Source organism: Nocardia thraciensis (genome assembly GCF_054782435.1).
Map to the genome: position 1 here is coordinate 1 of NZ_BAAGSM010000001.1, position 14,704 is coordinate 14,704.

18 protein-coding genes and 1 pseudogene are annotated in these 14,704 nt (G+C 69.3%); 8 read left to right on the forward strand and 11 right to left on the reverse strand.

The genetic code is table 11. From position 1 onward, the window contains the following. Positions 1-191 precede the first annotated feature (191 nt). Both srmL and ACYVLQ_RS00010 read right to left on the reverse strand, forming a co-directional pair. Positions 192-1,310: a PheS-related mystery ligase SrmL gene (gene srmL, locus ACYVLQ_RS00005; protein WP_460695238.1), complete on the reverse strand. Its 1,119-nt coding sequence runs from the start codon at positions 1,308-1,310 to the stop codon at positions 192-194. A 203-nt stretch (positions 1,311-1,513) separates the two neighbouring features. Continuing rightward, positions 1,514-2,410 carry a LysR family transcriptional regulator gene (locus tag ACYVLQ_RS00010; RefSeq protein ID WP_460695239.1) on the reverse strand — a complete coding sequence of 299 codons (897 nt, stop codon included), beginning with the start codon at positions 2,408-2,410 and terminating at the stop codon, positions 1,514-1,516. Between the two features lie 70 nt (positions 2,411-2,480). Between ACYVLQ_RS00010 and ACYVLQ_RS00015 the strand changes: the two genes are divergently transcribed. Continuing rightward, the gene (locus ACYVLQ_RS00015; protein ID WP_460695240.1) at positions 2,481-2,996 is read left to right on the forward strand and encodes a GNAT family N-acetyltransferase; all 516 of its coding nucleotides are present in this window, start codon (positions 2,481-2,483) and stop codon (positions 2,994-2,996) included. 26 nt (positions 2,997-3,022) lie between these two features. On the opposite strand, the gene ACYVLQ_RS00020 is transcribed toward ACYVLQ_RS00015, so the two are convergent. Continuing rightward, positions 3,023-3,844 carry an alpha/beta fold hydrolase gene (locus tag ACYVLQ_RS00020; RefSeq protein WP_460695241.1) on the reverse strand — a complete coding sequence of 274 codons (822 nt, stop codon included), beginning with the start codon at positions 3,842-3,844 and terminating at the stop codon, positions 3,023-3,025. 101 nt (positions 3,845-3,945) lie between these two features. Then, a complete protein-coding gene (locus ACYVLQ_RS00025; RefSeq protein ID WP_460695242.1) occupies positions 3,946-4,533 on the reverse strand; it encodes a TetR/AcrR family transcriptional regulator in 588 nt (195 codons plus the stop codon). 85 nt (positions 4,534-4,618) lie between these two features. Here ACYVLQ_RS00025 and ACYVLQ_RS00030 point away from each other — a divergent pair, with 85 nt between their 5' ends. After that, on the forward strand, positions 4,619-5,017 hold the full coding sequence (locus tag ACYVLQ_RS00030; RefSeq protein ID WP_460695243.1) for a nitroreductase family deazaflavin-dependent oxidoreductase: 399 nt from the start codon (positions 4,619-4,621) through the stop codon (positions 5,015-5,017). A 5-nt stretch (positions 5,018-5,022) separates the two neighbouring features. On the opposite strand, the gene ACYVLQ_RS00035 is transcribed toward ACYVLQ_RS00030, so the two are convergent. After that, complete coding sequence (locus tag ACYVLQ_RS00035; RefSeq protein ID WP_460695285.1) at positions 5,023-5,958, reverse strand: phosphotransferase family protein; 936 nt, start codon at positions 5,956-5,958, stop codon at positions 5,023-5,025. Between the two features lie 71 nt (positions 5,959-6,029). Continuing rightward, the gene (locus ACYVLQ_RS00040; protein ID WP_460695286.1) at positions 6,030-6,644 is read right to left on the reverse strand and encodes a class I SAM-dependent methyltransferase; all 615 of its coding nucleotides are present in this window, start codon (positions 6,642-6,644) and stop codon (positions 6,030-6,032) included. A gap of 80 nt (positions 6,645-6,724) precedes the next feature. Between ACYVLQ_RS00040 and ACYVLQ_RS00045 the strand changes: the two genes are divergently transcribed. The 3 genes and pseudogenes from ACYVLQ_RS00045 to ACYVLQ_RS00055 all read left to right on the forward strand — a co-directional run bounded on the left by ACYVLQ_RS00045 (position 6,725) and on the right by ACYVLQ_RS00055 (position 8,403). After that, positions 6,725-7,216: a MerR family transcriptional regulator gene (locus ACYVLQ_RS00045; protein ID WP_460695244.1), complete on the forward strand. Its 492-nt coding sequence runs from the start codon at positions 6,725-6,727 to the stop codon at positions 7,214-7,216. Between the two features lie 153 nt (positions 7,217-7,369). Further along, the gene (yczE, locus tag ACYVLQ_RS00050; protein ID WP_460695245.1) at positions 7,370-7,990 is read left to right on the forward strand and encodes a membrane protein YczE; all 621 of its coding nucleotides are present in this window, start codon (positions 7,370-7,372) and stop codon (positions 7,988-7,990) included. Positions 7,991-8,062: 72 nt separating this feature from the next. Further along, positions 8,063-8,403: pseudogene (locus ACYVLQ_RS00055) on the forward strand (SDR family NAD(P)-dependent oxidoreductase). Positions 8,404-8,410: 7 nt separating this feature from the next. Here the strand turns inward: ACYVLQ_RS00055 and ACYVLQ_RS00060 are convergent. The 5 genes from ACYVLQ_RS00060 to ACYVLQ_RS00080 form a co-directional block, all read right to left on the reverse strand. Next, a complete protein-coding gene (locus tag ACYVLQ_RS00060; RefSeq protein WP_460695246.1) occupies positions 8,411-9,058 on the reverse strand; it encodes a pentapeptide repeat-containing protein in 648 nt (215 codons plus the stop codon). A gap of 34 nt (positions 9,059-9,092) precedes the next feature. Continuing rightward, positions 9,093-9,707, reverse strand: coding sequence for a hypothetical protein (locus tag ACYVLQ_RS00065; protein ID WP_460695247.1), 615 nt, complete (start codon positions 9,705-9,707; stop codon positions 9,093-9,095). A 279-nt stretch (positions 9,708-9,986) separates the two neighbouring features. Further along, positions 9,987-10,601 (reverse strand): NAD-dependent epimerase/dehydratase family protein, encoded by a 615-nt coding sequence (locus ACYVLQ_RS00070; protein ID WP_460695248.1) that lies wholly within the window; start codon positions 10,599-10,601, stop codon positions 9,987-9,989. Positions 10,602-10,733: 132 nt separating this feature from the next. Then, entirely contained in the window at positions 10,734-11,684 is a 951-nt protein-coding gene (locus ACYVLQ_RS00075) for a M56 family metallopeptidase (RefSeq protein ID WP_460695249.1), read from the reverse strand. Next, on the reverse strand, positions 11,681-12,052 hold the full coding sequence (locus tag ACYVLQ_RS00080; RefSeq protein ID WP_460695250.1) for a BlaI/MecI/CopY family transcriptional regulator: 372 nt from the start codon (positions 12,050-12,052) through the stop codon (positions 11,681-11,683). Before ACYVLQ_RS00080 ends, ACYVLQ_RS00075 begins: the two co-directional genes overlap by 4 nt. Positions 12,053-12,448: 396 nt before the next feature. Here ACYVLQ_RS00080 and ACYVLQ_RS00085 point away from each other — a divergent pair, with 396 nt between their 5' ends. The 3 genes from ACYVLQ_RS00085 (at position 12,449) to ACYVLQ_RS00095 (ending at position 14,684) form a co-directional block, all read left to right on the forward strand. Then, on the forward strand, positions 12,449-12,607 hold the full coding sequence (locus ACYVLQ_RS00085) for a hypothetical protein (protein WP_460695251.1): 159 nt from the start codon (positions 12,449-12,451) through the stop codon (positions 12,605-12,607). Positions 12,608-12,638: 31 nt separating this feature from the next. Next, positions 12,639-13,280, forward strand: a complete 642-nt coding sequence (locus tag ACYVLQ_RS00090; RefSeq protein ID WP_460695252.1) for a PadR family transcriptional regulator — start codon at positions 12,639-12,641, stop codon at positions 13,278-13,280. A 198-nt stretch (positions 13,281-13,478) separates the two neighbouring features. After that, positions 13,479-14,684: an FAD-dependent monooxygenase gene (locus tag ACYVLQ_RS00095; protein ID WP_460695253.1), complete on the forward strand. Its 1,206-nt coding sequence runs from the start codon at positions 13,479-13,481 to the stop codon at positions 14,682-14,684. Positions 14,685-14,704: the final 20 nt, after the last annotated feature.

The following is a 14,704-nucleotide window of genomic DNA, read 5'->3' on the forward strand; positions in this document are numbered from 1 at the left end:
ACCGGACGCAACCCGGTCCCATGCTCATGGCAAACCGGTGGTCCCTTCAGGCTGGCAGCCGACATCACCTCCCGACGTGCTCCCACCTCACTTCCCGGCGTGCTCCCGCTCTTAATTCCCGACGCACTCCCACCTCACTTCCCGGCGTGCTCCCGCTCCTTATTTCCCGGCATGCTTTTCGCCGGGACGATTCAGGCCAGCTCCGGGACGGGGCCGATGTGGATCGCTCGGTAGACCTCGTTGCGGAGTGCGTTGGCCTCCGCGTCGGTGAGGGTGTGGGTCAGGGGCCGGATCACCAGTCGCACAAGGGCATTGACCTGGCCCGGCGACATGGCCAGGCGGGTGCGCGCCCGCGCCGGAAGGTCCGCGTACCGGGTTCGGGTGAGCACGTGGATCGACTCGATATCACCAGCCCGCTCACCCAGCGCCGCGCGGACGGTGTCGCCGAGAGTCTCGTCGTCGGTGTCATCGGCGATCACCACCGACAGGTCGCGGCGCACGGGGGGCATCGTGGACACCGGGCGCCACGGACTCAGATCGACCATCTGCCCGGCGATGCGGGCATCCTCGGCCCGCAGGTACCGGATGTCGGGAATTCCCTTGCGCAGCATCAGGGCCCGGTCCATCCCCATGCCGAGCGCGAGACCCGACCACCGGGCCGGGTCGAGTCCGGCGCCGCGCAGCACGTGGTCGGCGATCAGACCGCATTCCGCCAGTTCGAGCCACTCGCCCTGCCACACGTCCACCTGGTGGCCCCCGCGGGTGTACGGATGCCGGGCGGGGACCATGCGCCATCGCGCGCCCGGGAGCACCGCGTCGGCCAGGTGGGCGACCATCTCGCGCAGTTCCCCGGCCCCGGTGGTCCCGGAACGCAGCCGCCACAGATCGACCTGCTGCGGTTCGCCGACGTGGATGCGGTCGACGACGTCGCGCCGGTAGGCCAGGCCTGGGAGCACGATCAGCGCGTCGGTCGAATTACCCTCCGCCGCTGTCGAATAGCCGCGCAGGACGGCCGGGATATCGGCCGATGTGTGACTGCGCAGCATCGTGGTCGGGCTCAGGTACCGGGTGTACCGCGCGTCGCGGGTCACATCCGCGGGGTCGTAGCCGAGCAGATCGTAATTGTCGGTGATCGCCACGATCGGCGTCGTGCGGACGGTACGCACGGTGGTGGACGGCCAGGCAGCGCTCAGCGCTCGAATCACGCTGTCCAGCAAGCCTTGTGCGGCATGGTAGCCCTGCGCCGGATCGGTCACGTCCCGCACGGACAAGGCCCGGGCCAGCTCGGCGGGGGTGAGATAGGTGGACATCGGGGGCTCCTCGCGGTCGGTCGGCTCGGGGACGACCCCGGCCGACAACCCCGGGAGCTACGCGAATGAGCGCATACGATTCCACCCGCGGCTCGGCGGCCGGGGGTGCGTAAATCGCCTGCACAGTTCCACATCATCAGGATAATGCCCGCCGCAACTGAATTCACGATGGGCGTGCCGGCAATGACGATGGGTGATGTCCCCTACTCGAACTGTTCGCTCGGTAGCAGAGCCAGGAAGTTGTGGACCAGGGCGCGGTCGTCGCCGACGCGGTGCGCGACGTAAACCGTTGTGGTCGCGGCGGTTTCGGCGAGAGGGAGGATGCGGACGGTCCGCGGGGCGGTGAAGGTGGCGCTGCGCGGGGCGACGGTGATACCCAGGCCCTCGCCGACCAGGTAGAGGATAGTGGTCCAATTGTTGCCCTCCTGCACGATGCGGGGCATGCGGCCGGACTCCACCAGCGGGCGCAGATTCTTGTCGTGCGCGTGCGAACCCGCCGCCCGGGGGAAGAACACCAGCGGATCGTCGGCGAGTTCGGCGCCGGTGATCTCGCGACGTCCCGCGAGCGGGTGGTCGACGGGCAGCACAGCCATGAACGGCTCGGTGGCCAGCGGAAATACCACCGTCCCGGCCTGCTCGTCGGGGTCGCGCACGATCGCCATATCGAGCGCGCCGTAGCCGAGCTGCGCCATCATATGAGTGGTGTAGCCCTCGATGAGTTCGATCTGGACCAGCGGATAGCGGTCGCGGAACTGCCGGACGCTCCGCAGCGGCTTCAGCGGGAGGACCGACGGCACGAAGCCGAGGTAGAGGCGCCCCTGACTGCCCTGGCCGATGCGCGCGACCTCGTCGAGGTCGCGCGTCGCATGGCCCAGGATCGCCGCCGCGCGTTCCCGCAGCACGTCACCCGCCGGTGTGCAGGCGACGGTGCGCGAGGTGCGGTCGAAGAGCCGGGTGCCCAGCATCGCCTCCAGACGCTGGATCTGCTGGGTCAGCGCGGGCTGAGCGATATGCAGCCGAGCGGCCGCGCGACCGAAATGCAGTTCCTCGGCGACCGCCAGGAAGTACCGCAGATGCCGCAGCTCGACCCCATCAACCATAAGCTCAAGATATCAATCCGACCTATCAAGTATTGGACGTGATGAGTCATTGCCGGGCAAGCTGACCACCGTGACACAGCAGACCGAACCCGTTGCCCCCGCACAGCTCGAATCCCTCGTCGTCGAGCCGATGTCGAGCCCGGCCGATGCGCGGGCGTTCAAGGAGCTCAACCTCGACTGGATCCTCGAGATCTTCTCCCTTGAACCCGCCGACAGCGTGCTGTTGGACAATCCGGAGCGCGAGATCGTCGCCAAGGGCGGGCAGGTGCTGATCGCCCGCGCCGGGGACGAGGCCGTCGGATGCGTGGCGCTGGTCCCCGAAGGCGACCACGGCGAGTACGAACTGTCGAAGATGGCGGTCGCCCGCGATCTGCGCGGCCGCGGCCTGGGCCGGGTCATCCTGCGCGAAGCGATCGAATTCGCCCGGCGGCAGGGCGCGACCGCACTGTTCCTCGGCAGCAGCACCACATTGCGGAGCGCCGTGCACCTGTACGAGTCGGTCGGATTCGTGCACGTCCCGAGTGATCGGATCGGGCCGATGCCCTACGAGCGCGCGGACGTGTTCATGCGATACGAATTTAGCTGAACCACTGGGGGTTTCGTCCGGCCGCACTACGGCCCCGACTGAAGGGGTTCCGCGCGCTGGAGTTCGTCCAGGAAATCACCCACCGCCTGGGCGACCCCGGCGGGATCGTCGTCGTGTATCCAATGCCCGGCACCCGGGAACTCGACGAGCCGAGTGCGCGGGCGGCGGGCGACCATCTCGTCGGCCAACTCCGCGGGCAGCAGTGGGGAGTGCTCGCCGCGCAATACCAGTGCGGGGCAGGTGGATCCGAGCCAATCGGCCCACCAGTCCCCGAGCCCGCCCTCCTGCACGGCCATCATGTCGTCCCAGTCGAACAGCAGCCGCCACCCGTCGTCGTCGGGCACCGCGCTCTGCATGAAGTAGCCCGGGTCAGGTACGCCACGCGCCCGGATCGCCTCGGCCAGTTCGTCTTTCGTGGCCGCCGTGGTCGGCCAGCCACGCACGTCCAGCGTCGGCCGCTCGATTTCCGGTGCGCGCATCACCGGGCCGACATCCTCGATGATCAACGCCGACACGAGGTCCGGACGCCGGGCGGCGAGCCGATAGGCGGTGATTCCGCCGTGCGAATGCCCGAACACCACTGCCGGTGCGAGCCCGAGGGCCTCGATCGAACCGGCGGCATCGGCCACGAAGTCGTTGCTCGCGTAGCTCTCGGACCGCCCGGAACGGCCGTGCCCGCGCTGGTCGGGGGCGATGATCCGCACCCGCTCGGACAGTTCACGCGCCAGCCCGACGAATATGCCACCCCGCCCGAAACTCCCGTGCAGCGCCACCACCGCCTGTCCATTACCGCCGAAGTCCACGACCGGAATCTCCGCATCGCCGAGCCGCACTTGCTGTTCACGCACCGAACCATTCTGCGATATGGCGCAACCGATTTTCCGCCCCGACTCGGTGTGGATCGGGCGGACAGGTGGTTGCGCTACTGCTCGTGCGGACCGACGATCAATCACTCGCCAGGCTTTGCCAGGTGCATGGTTATCACCGGCGCGACTCTGGTGACGAGTTCGTCCAGCGATTCGGAGGCGATCGGCTCCACCCGCAGGATGTAGCGCAGGTAGGCGATGCCCAGCAGCTGCGCCATCGACAGGTCGATCCGCAGTTCCGCGTCCGGACCCGGCAGCGCCGCCGCGAGCTGGGGATACAGCTGCTGCTGGATGAATTCCCGGACCAGGGCGGCGGAATCCGCGTGCGTGGCGGCCCCGCGGAGGATCGCCAGCAACGGGGCCCGCGACTCCGGCCGATCCCAGGCCTCGAAGAACACCCGGGTCAGCCGCGCCCCCAGCTCGCCGCGGTCGCCCTCGACGACACGACCGGCGATATCGGCGGGATCGAACGGCCAGCCCATGGTGGCGCGGAACAGCTCGGCCTTACTTCCGAAATAGTGCCTGATCAGCGCGGGGTCGACGCCCGCCGCGGCGGCGATGTCGCGCACGGAGGTCTGCTCGTACCCCGCGTCGGCAAACTTGCCGCGCGCGGTGTCCAGCAGCACCTGCCGGGTGTCGGTCTTTCCTGGGCGTCGTCCGATCGGAGGCATGATGCCGGAAATTCTACAGTCGTTGACTTTCTTCTCCGCGCGGGGCTAGTCTGAGATCAGAAACTCAACAAGTGAGGAGTTCCCGATGCCTGCTCCGCGATGGGTCGCCCGGGCCAACAAGTTCGGGCTGAACAGGCTCACCAGGTTCATCGCTCCCTGGGCGCCGGGGTGGGCGGTCGTCGTCCACCGAGGGCGCAAGTCCGGCAAGACATTCCGGACTCCGCTGTGGGCCTTCCGCCGGCGCGGCGGCTACGTGATCGCGCTGACCTATGGGCCGCAATCGGATTGGGTGCGCAACGTGCTCGCGGCCGAGGGTTGCGAGCTCGAAAGCCGGTGGCGCCGTTACGAAGTCGGCAATCCCCAGGTCTACCGCGACGAGCGGGCGAGCGATATGCCCGCGTTCATACGGTTCATGCTGCGCTACGTGATCCAGGCGCCGGATTTCCTGAGTGTCGACGTGGTGCGGGAAGCGGCGGCGGCCTGATCGACCTACCCGAGCTGGAAGCGAGCCAGGGCCTCGCTCAGCACCCGCAGCCGCTCCTCCCGGAACTCCGGCATCCCGTTCTCCACCGCGTGCAGCACGTCCAGCGCTGGATCCGCGCACGCCCAGAATCGCAGCTTCGCCTCCTGCCGCGAGCCGAGTTCCGTTCCGCGGCAGTGCTGTACCCGCCGCACGAAATCCGGTCCGGCGTCGGGGTACAGGTAGCACAGGTCGTAATCCGGGTCGCCGATCTCGACATCTCCGAAATCGATCAGACCGGTGATCTCCGTACCCGTCACCAGCAGGTGGTCCAAGCTGACATCGGCGTGCGTCAGGGTCGGGCGGTAGTCGAAGTTGGCGTCGTCGCCCAGATAGCCCTCCCACGCGCGCAGCAGGGCATCCGCCTCGGTCGGCCCCAGCAGCGGAACCACCTCGGCACGAACGGTTTTCAGATCCGCCGTGAATTCCGCTCGCAGATCCCAGGTTTCGACCCCCAACTCCCGCGCGCGCACCACGGAGAAGCCGTGCACGCCCTCGATCAGCTCCGCGATCCGCCGGGGCGTCGCGGGCAGGTCCAGCAGACCCAACCGCTGCCACTGCTCGTCCGACAGCGACTCGCCGGGAACCGCCGGATACACACAGAATTGACCGGGCCCCAAAGGATTCGGCGCCGTGAACAGGAAACGCGGGATCGGCACCGCGAGGCGATCGGCCAGCTCCGGCAGTAATAGGGCCTCGTGCGCGATCCCCGCGGCCCCGTGCGGATCCTGCGGCAGTCGCAGCACGTACGGCCCCTCCGGCCGCTCGAGCAGCAGCGCCACACTGTCCATCCCGGCACCCAGCCTACGCAGCGCACCCGTCGCCAGTTCCGGACGCGGTGACGCGGCGAGCGCATCGCGAACGCGCGCCTCCCAGTCCTCCGGCAACCGCACACTCGCACTCATGTCCACGCCCGTATCGTACGGATACCGGTACCTCGCGAATATCGGCGCGGCGCCGCCTGAAACCGGTGCGCTCAGACCGGGCGGGCGATGAGCAGGTGCGCCGGGATCGGCTTGTGGTCGATGACGCGGTCCTCGACGGTCAGGCCCGCCTGCTCCAGCGCGCCGATCACCTCCGCCACCGGGCGCAGCCGGAATCCGTATGCGGTGAACGGCATCTCGGCCATCCCGTCCGGATCGCCGATGCCCACCACGACGCGGCCGGTCGGGCGCAGCACCCGTGCCAATTCCGCACAGGCGCGGTCGAGTTCGGGTACGAAGTACACGGTGTTGACCGTGATCGCGGCGTCCAGGCTCGATTCGGCCAGCGGTAGTTCGGTAAGCGAGCCCTGCAGCACGCGCAGCCTGCCCGCGCCGATATCGCGAGCGAACCGAGACTTGGCCCGCGCCAGCATATCCGGTGAGATCTCCACGCCGTGCACCGTGCCGTCCGCGCCGACCCGGTCCAGCAGCAGCGAGAGCCCCGCGCCGCCGCCGAAGCCGATATCCGCGGCGGCCTCGCCCGGGGCGACCGCGGCGGCCTCGGCGGCGCCCTCGATCGCGAAGCGGTTGACGCGGTTCAGCATGGCCGCCACGCCCTTGCCCAGCAGTCCGTGCGGATTGCCGAGCTGACCGGCGAGGGTGGACATCACACGTGCGGCAACGGGATTCACCCCACGCATGCTACCGGTATTGACTTCAGGTCGGCCTGAACTTGCACACTGGTGACATGAGCAGCTCTCTCGACTCCGAGGTCCGAGAGACGGCGGACCTGTCGATCGGCGATCTGGCCGTCCGATTCGGGCTGGCCACGCACGTGCTGCGGCACTGGGAGGAGATGGGGCTGCTGGCGCCGCACCGGGACCGGGCCGGGCGTCGCCGCTACCGCGAGGCCGACGCCGAGACCGTCACGCTGATCCTGGTCGCCAAGGGAATCGGCCTGTCGCTGGAGGAGATCCGCGACCTGTTCATCGCCGCGCCCGACCGCGGCGCCCGACGCAGGCTGCTGCGCGCGCACCAGGTGCGGCTGCAAGAACAGATCGCGCAGGCGCAGGCGGCGCTGACGGCCATCGGGCACGCGCTGGACTGCGGGTCCGCCGACATACGGGCCTGCCCGAACCTCCGCGACCTGCTGGCGCGGGCGCTGCCTCTTCTCGGCGATCCCGCGCAGCGCGGCGGTCCACTACTGCGCGCGCTGACGAGCCACGAGCCCTGCGAATGACCGCGGCCAGATCCCCGGACCCGCGCTGATCCGGGCATAGCTTGCGCGCACGCTCGGGCGCGACGGGATATCCACGCTGGAACCCTCGCGCAGGGTCCAGCAATCGGCCACTGGCCCTGCATCCAGGGTCCAGTCCTGTTGCATGCTGGCCGGATGTTGCTCCGCCGCCTGTGTGCCCTCTACGTCGGACTCTGGTTGTACGGATTCTCGATGGCCGTGATGATCCGCGCGGCGCTCGGCCTGGACCCCTGGGACGTGTTCCATCAGGGAGTAGTGCGGCACGTTCCGGTGAGCTTCGGAACCGTGACCGCCATCACCGGGGTGGCGGTGCTGCTGGCCTGGATTCCGCTCCGGCAGAAGCCGGGCCTCGGCACGGTGAGCAATGTGGTGGTGATCGCGATCTCGGTGGATGTCGGGCTGTGGCTGCTCCCGCAGGTGCAGGCGCTGCCCGTGCGGGTGGGCGCGATGGCCGCGGCCGTGGTGCTGAACGCGATAGCGACCGTGCTCTACATCGGCGCCGGTATGGGCCCGGGGCCGCGGGACGGCCTGATGACCGGACTCGTACAGCGCACCGGCCGCCCGGTGTGGGCGATCCGCACCGGCATCGAGGCGACCGTCCTGGTGACCGGCTGGCTGCTCGGCGGCAGCGTCGGCATCGGCACCCTCGTCTACGCCTTCGGCATCGGCCCGTTGATCCACCTGATCCCGCTGGTCGACCGCTGGCTGCCCGGATTCCACGGCACCCGCCGCGAACCCGAGCCGGTGCCCGCCTGAGCCGGATTCGGTCGCCGCCGCCAACCCCGGTGTCAGCGCGGCCGCAGACCCGGTACCGCGAGCCGAACACGGTTGGGCGCCGACGAATTCGACCGGGTACTGAACACCAATTTGCGCGGCACCTTCCTGGCGATGAAATACCAAGTGCCCCATATGATTCGGTCAGGCGGTGGCACCATTGTGGTGACCTCCTCGTCGAATACGCTCGCCACCGAGGCCGGGCGGGGCGCGTACACGGCGAGTAAGCGCGCCCTGGTCGGGCTGGTCCAGGCGGCGGCGCTCGACTACGCGGCCGACGCCTCGCCACCGCGGAGGAGATCGCCGCGTTCGCGCTCACCCTCGCCTCCCCGGAGCACCCCTACCTCACCGGTGCGCAGCTGGTCATCGACGGCGGCAAGACCGCCCACGCCTGAAGCGGGTTCAGTTGTCGCGCACGATGATTCCCGCCGCACACGCGAAGGCCGGGGCGAGGTCCAGCAGTTGCATGGTGCTGATCATGGCGCCCCGCAGGGACTCGATACCCGCGGTGATCTCCAGGGTGACCGCGCCGCGCAGATCGACATCGTGCAGCGCCGCGCCGTGCAGCGCGACCTCGTCCAGCCGAGTGCCCGGGAAGCTCACCCGCGTCAGTGCCGCCTCGCCGAAATCGGTGTCCCGCAGCACGCAGTCGGCGAACGTGACGTCCTGGAGCAGCGCGTTGCGCAGGTTCACCGAATCGAACTTGCAGCCCTCGAACCGGATCCGGCGCAGCTGCGATCCGACGGCCTCCACCCCGGACAGCGCGCAGTCGACGAGTTCGGTATTCAGCCAACCGGTCTGGCCGAGGTTGGTGCCGATCCACCGCACATGCCGCAGCCAGACATCGTCGAATCGGGTGTACCGCATGACCCCACCGCTGAATTCGGTTGCGGTGAACGCGGATTCGACGAACTTACTGCCGCCGATATCGAGCCCCTCGAAGGTGCGACCGTCGATGTGCGCGCTCTCGTAGTCGGCATCGGATTCCGGCTCGGCACCGAAGGGCTCCAGGAACCGGGCATAGGGCAGATCGGTCAGCTCGCGAGGCACTCCTGCACCCTAGGCGAGGGCCCCGACACCGCGGCTAGCCGATCCCGGGGAACGGCGGCAGCGGCGGAAGCTGGATGAGCGGCGGCGGCGCGGGTGGAGGCGGCGGCGCGGGCTCCGGCGCGGGCTCCGGTTCGGGTTCTGGCTCGGTTTCGGGGGCCGGAGCCTCCTCCTGCACATAGGGCGCCACATACGGCTGCACGGGCGCGGGCTCCTCGACCGGGGGAGCCTGCGGCTGCGGAATACACACCCAACCGCCGTCAGGTCCGTGACCCCAGTGCGCGATGATGCCGTCGTGCGTGCAGTCGTCGCCTATCCGGCGCTCGACGATCTGTGACCGCGGTGTGCAGTTCAGGCTGCCGTCCGGCGCGGGCTGCCACTGCGCGACGATGCCACCGGCCGAACAGTCCCCGCCGACCCGGCGCGGGGGCAGCGGCGCCGCCGACGTGCCGCGGGCCCCGGTCGAGGCGGGCCGGGCGCCGGTCGAGGTGCCCGGTGTCGCGGTGTCCTTGTCCGACCGGTCGAGCAGCACCCCCACCAGAGCCGCCACCGCGATGACAGCGACGGCCACGGCCACGACGGCGACACTGCGCGCGGTGTTGTTCCCCCTGTTCGGCGGCGCGGTCGGCGGCCGACTGTCCGGTGACTCCATGGTCGGAACCCTTTCGTTGCACCAGCGTCGTGGACGCTGCCCCGAAAAGCCCGGTCACCTGGGACGATACCGAACAACGCGCCCCGGTGGCGCTGTGACGCGCCCGCGGAGCCGATCGGTCGGTCCAGATCGATGCGCACGACAATTCCTTCACACGCGCGCGGGTCATCGTCGGGCACCACCTGCGCGGTGCCGGTGTGCCAGTGGCCGGGCGGGCGCACCCGGTCGGTGCTGGATATCGCGCCGATTCACCACGGCCCGACGGTAGCACCGGCGCCCCTACCGCACGGGTTCGAAATCCGTCTGCCCGATGTCGGTGAGCGCGTAGATTCCCGAGGCGAGATCGAGGGCCGTGACAGTGCGTGCCGCGGCCTCATCGATGTGGATGCGCGGCGGATCGGGAAAGTCCCCGGTCTCCGGATAGTAGGTGTCGGGGCCGTAGAACTGGCCGTACCGCAGCACCACGCCGCCGATGTCGAGCACGGCGGATTCCAGGAATTCCTTGGCTTCCTGACCTTCTCCGCCCATCTCCCAGGCCACGCTCTGCGCCAGAAAGCGTGCGGCGCCCGCCCCCTGCGCCGCCGCCACCAGGTTGGCGGTGCCCTCGCGCCGCATCCGCGCGTTGGCGGCGCGCCCGGCGGGCAACTCGGCGAGATCGTCGGGCAGGTCGGTGAGCTGATGCAGCACCAGGTCGGGGGCGAAGGCGCGCACCGCCTGTTCCAGCGCGGGCGCGTCGAACACGTCGCACACCACCGGTTCGGCTCCCATCTCGGCCAGCGCGGGGGCCTTCCCCGGCGACCTGGTGAGCGCGGCCACCTCGGCCCCGATCGCGACCAACAGGGGCGTCAGCCGGACGCCCAGCACTCCACTCGCACCAGCCAGAAAGATCCGCACAGCCGCCACCCTAGCTCTACCGTGCGATCGTGGTGTTCGAGCCGGAGACCGTGCTGATCTCGGACGGCGGGCTGGCGACCGAGTCGGGAGGTAGCTCGGCTGTCCGCGGCCTTGCGGGGCTGAGTGCGCGACTCACAGCAAGCAGATCAGGATCCCCGAGGCGGCGGTGGCGGCGATCAGCAGCGGCCCGCCGACGCCCAGCGCGATACCGGTGAGGAGTCCGGCACGGGTGTGGACGTGCCACCCGGGCCGCGGCGCGGCCAGGCGCTCGGCGCGGGCGAGCACATCCGCTCCACTGGCGGCCAGCGCCCCGGCGGGCGCCGCGCCGGACAGGGTGAGCAGGCCCGACAGCAACGGCGCGCGACCGTGCCTGCGCACCGCGGCATCGTCGGCGCACATCTCCAGCAGCCGCGCCACCTCCCGCGCGCCGACCGTGCACAGCCGCAGCCGCGGAAACGTCGTCGCCAGCCCGCGCATCACCGTCAGCACCAAGGGGTGCCTGCGTTCCAGATGCGCGTGCTCGTGCGCCAGCACCGCGTCCAGCTCGTCGTCTTCCAGTGCGGCCAGAGCGCCGGTGGTGACCACCACGACGCTCGGCGCGCCCGCCACGCAGTAGGCCGCGCGTTCGGCGGTGTCCAACACCACCAGGTCGGCGACCTGGTGACGCCGCACCCGGCGCCCGGTCAGCCGCAGCGCGTCGGCGTGCTCGTGCGCCCGCAGCCGCATGCGCAGCTGCAGCCGGGCCAGCCGGATGCCGAGCACGATCGCGAGCGCGGTCAACGCGCAGATCACCGCCATGAGGCCCAGCTGGGCCGCCAGCCCGGCGTGCCCGGTGGCGATCTCCTCCGCCTCGTGCAGGCCCGAGGCGACCAAACGGTCCGGATGGAACCAGGTCCGGGTGATGTCGGCCAGCGCCAGCACCAGGCCGACTGTCCAGGATCCGAGTACGCTCGCGATCAGCGTCAGCCAGGCCGCCACGCCCAGGTGCGGCGCGACCCCGTGCCGGTTCAGCCGCGGCAGGACGCGCGGCGCGACCATGGCCACCGCGGTCGCGTAGCCGAACAGGCCGATCGCCACGGTCACGTACCGTCCGCCAATCGTCGCAGCGCGGCCCGCAGCCGCTCGGATTCCTCCGGGCCGATCTGCTCGATGAAGTGCGCCAACACCAGGTCGGAGCGGCCGCCGTCGTGCAGTGCCTCCCGCATCAGCCGCGCGCTGTGCTGCTCGCGGGTCAGGGTCGGCCAGTAGCGGAAGGCCTTGCCCTCGCGGCGGCGTTCCAGCCACCCCTTGCGGTACAGATTGTCCATGGTGGACATGACCGTCGTGTACGCGATCTCGCGCTCAGCGGTCAGCTCGTCGAACAGCTCCCGGACGGTGGTCGGGTCGCCGTCTCGGTTCCAGAGGCGGTCCATGACCACCGTCTCGAGTTCCCCGAATCCGCGCGTACGCACAGCACCTCCTAGTCGTCGGCCGCTCCGAACAACCGGTACAGCCCATGTGCATACTATCTACGTACATAGACAGTAGGTCAGGTGGTGCGGCCGCGATATCTACTTGACCGATCCCGGCAGCATATTCTACTGTCTACGTACGTAGATAGTAGACCAGACTTCGGCGGTCGTTCACCCTCATCGGCCGCCGAACGTCACGATGCAATCGGTCGGTTGTGCGCGCGGCACCGGGGTTTCCCTCATCATCCCTGGTGAATCGCGCGGCGCATGGGGACAACACGCGCCGCACAACGGTCCGCCACGCTCGTGACGAGCACCGCCCCGGGTCCCGGCGCCGGCACGCCGCACCCCGGGGCGGTCGCATGTCCCGGCCGAGCATGAGGGGCCGGACGGCCGATGATGGACGCGCGGCATCGGTCGTCCGCGTCCGGGTTCACCCTGCGCGCGACCCAGCGGATGGTGGGCGACGTACTGGCCGATCACCTCCGCGATCGGCTCGACATGCCGGACGACGAATTCACCGACACCGTCGCACTTGCCACCGAATACTCGTAGACGTATATTCGTGGACGAATAAGGAGGTGTGGTGGTCAAGAAGCGAAAGGTCGGCAATCTGCAGGCCCTAGCGGTACTCGCGGTGCTGGTCGAGCGGCCGATGCACCGCTACGAGATCGCGGCCGTACTCAAGCAGCGCGGCAAAGAACGCGATATGGACATCAAGTGGGGCTCGCTGTACACCGTGGTGCAGAACCTGGAGAAGCACGGCTTCCTCGAGGTCGTCGGCAGCGAGCGGGAGGGCTCGCGGCCGGAGCGGACCATCTACGCCACCACCCCGGCGGGCCGCGCCGAGCTCGAGGACTGGACGCGGGAGTTGCTCTCGACGCCGGAACCCGAGCCGCATCGGTTCATGGCGGGCCTGTCCATCGCCTCCTTGCTCCCGCCCGACGAGGTGATCTCCCTGTTGAGCGCGCGGCTGGAGGGTTTGGACCGAGCGATCGCCCGCCTCCGCGACGACCTGGCGAAGACCGCCGCGGTGCCGCGGCTGTTTCTCATCGAAGTCGAATACGACATCGCCATGCTGCGGGCCGAGGCCGCCTGGGTGCGCTCGCTGCGCGACGAACTGACGTCGGGGACCTTCCCCGGCGTGGCGCCGTGGCGGCAATGGCACGCCGAGGGCATGGCGCCTGCCGAGGTCGTCGAGCGGGTCGAAAGGGGGGAATTCACATAGACGACGGCACGTGAATACGTGTCCAGCGGAAAACCGGGCCCGGAGAGGTGCGGCAACACCTCGCCGAGCCCGATCGAATCACCGTCTCGAACCGCATCCACCCGGGGCGAACCCGGACCGAGTTTGGCAACTACAGGATAACTGGGCTCCCTACGCGTGGATCGGTGCGGACATCCGAACCCACCAGGGAGAACACTTATGTCCATTCGGACCGCTCTGGTCGTCGGCGGCGGCATCGCCGGACCGGTGACCGCCACCGCGCTGCGCAAGGCGGGCATCGAGGCCCGCGTCTACGAGGCGTATCCCGGACCTGCCTACAACATCGGCAGCGCGCTCGGCTTCGCCCCGAACGGCCTTGCCGCCCTGGACATCGTCGACCTCGGCGATGCGCTGCGCAAGGCCGCGCTGCCCATGACGAACACCATGATGTCGATGGGGCACAAGCAGATCACCGCCCCGGTGCCCGCCACGCTGGAACCGCTGCACGTGGTCGACCGCGGTGCCCTGCACGAGGTGCTGCACGACGGGGCCGTCGCGGCGGGCGTGCCGTTCGAGTACGGCAAGAAGCTGGTCGGCGTCGACGAGCACAGCGACGGCGTCACCGCCCGCTTCGCCGACGGTTCCGCCGCCACAGCCGATCTGCTGATCGGGGCGGACGGCATCAAGTCGAAGGTCCGCGCCCTCATCGATCCGAAGGCGCCGACCGCCGAATACCTCGGCATGCTCGGCTTCGGCGCCTACACCGAGTGTTCGTTCGAAATCCCGCCGCAGACAATGGTTTTCGCCTTCGGCAAGAACGCCTACTACCTGTACTGGTCGCTGCCCGACGGTCGGGTCGGCTGGGGAGTCAACCTCCCGCACAAGCAGTACATGTCGCTGACCGAGGCACAGCAGGTACCGGCCGAACAGTGGCTGCGCACCCTGCGTGAGACATACGGCGAGGACGTGCCCGGTGGCGAACTGGCCCGCAACACCACGCCCGAGGAGTTGGTCTCGGTCGGCGCGCTGCACATCATGCCGCCGGTGCCGACCTGGTACCGCGGGCGGATGGTCCTGGTCGGTGATTCGGTGCACGCACCGTCGAACAGCACCGGCCAAGGCGCGTCGCTGGCCATCGAGAGCGGCATCCAGCTGGCCCGCTGCCTGCGCGACTTCGACGATCCGGCAACGGCTTTCGCCGCCTACGAGCGGATCCGTCGCCCCCGGGTCGAGAAGATCGCGGCCCGCGGCGCCAAGATCAGCCACAGCAAGACCATGGGCCCGATCATGCGCCGAATGATGCCGGTTCTCATGCCCACCATGGCCAAACTGATGAAATTGGAGAAAACACTGACCCGCGAACAGAGCTACACCATCGACTGGGACATCCCTGTCGACGTCCACTCCGAACTCGCCAGGGCGTGACGCACGGGGCCGGTCCGACC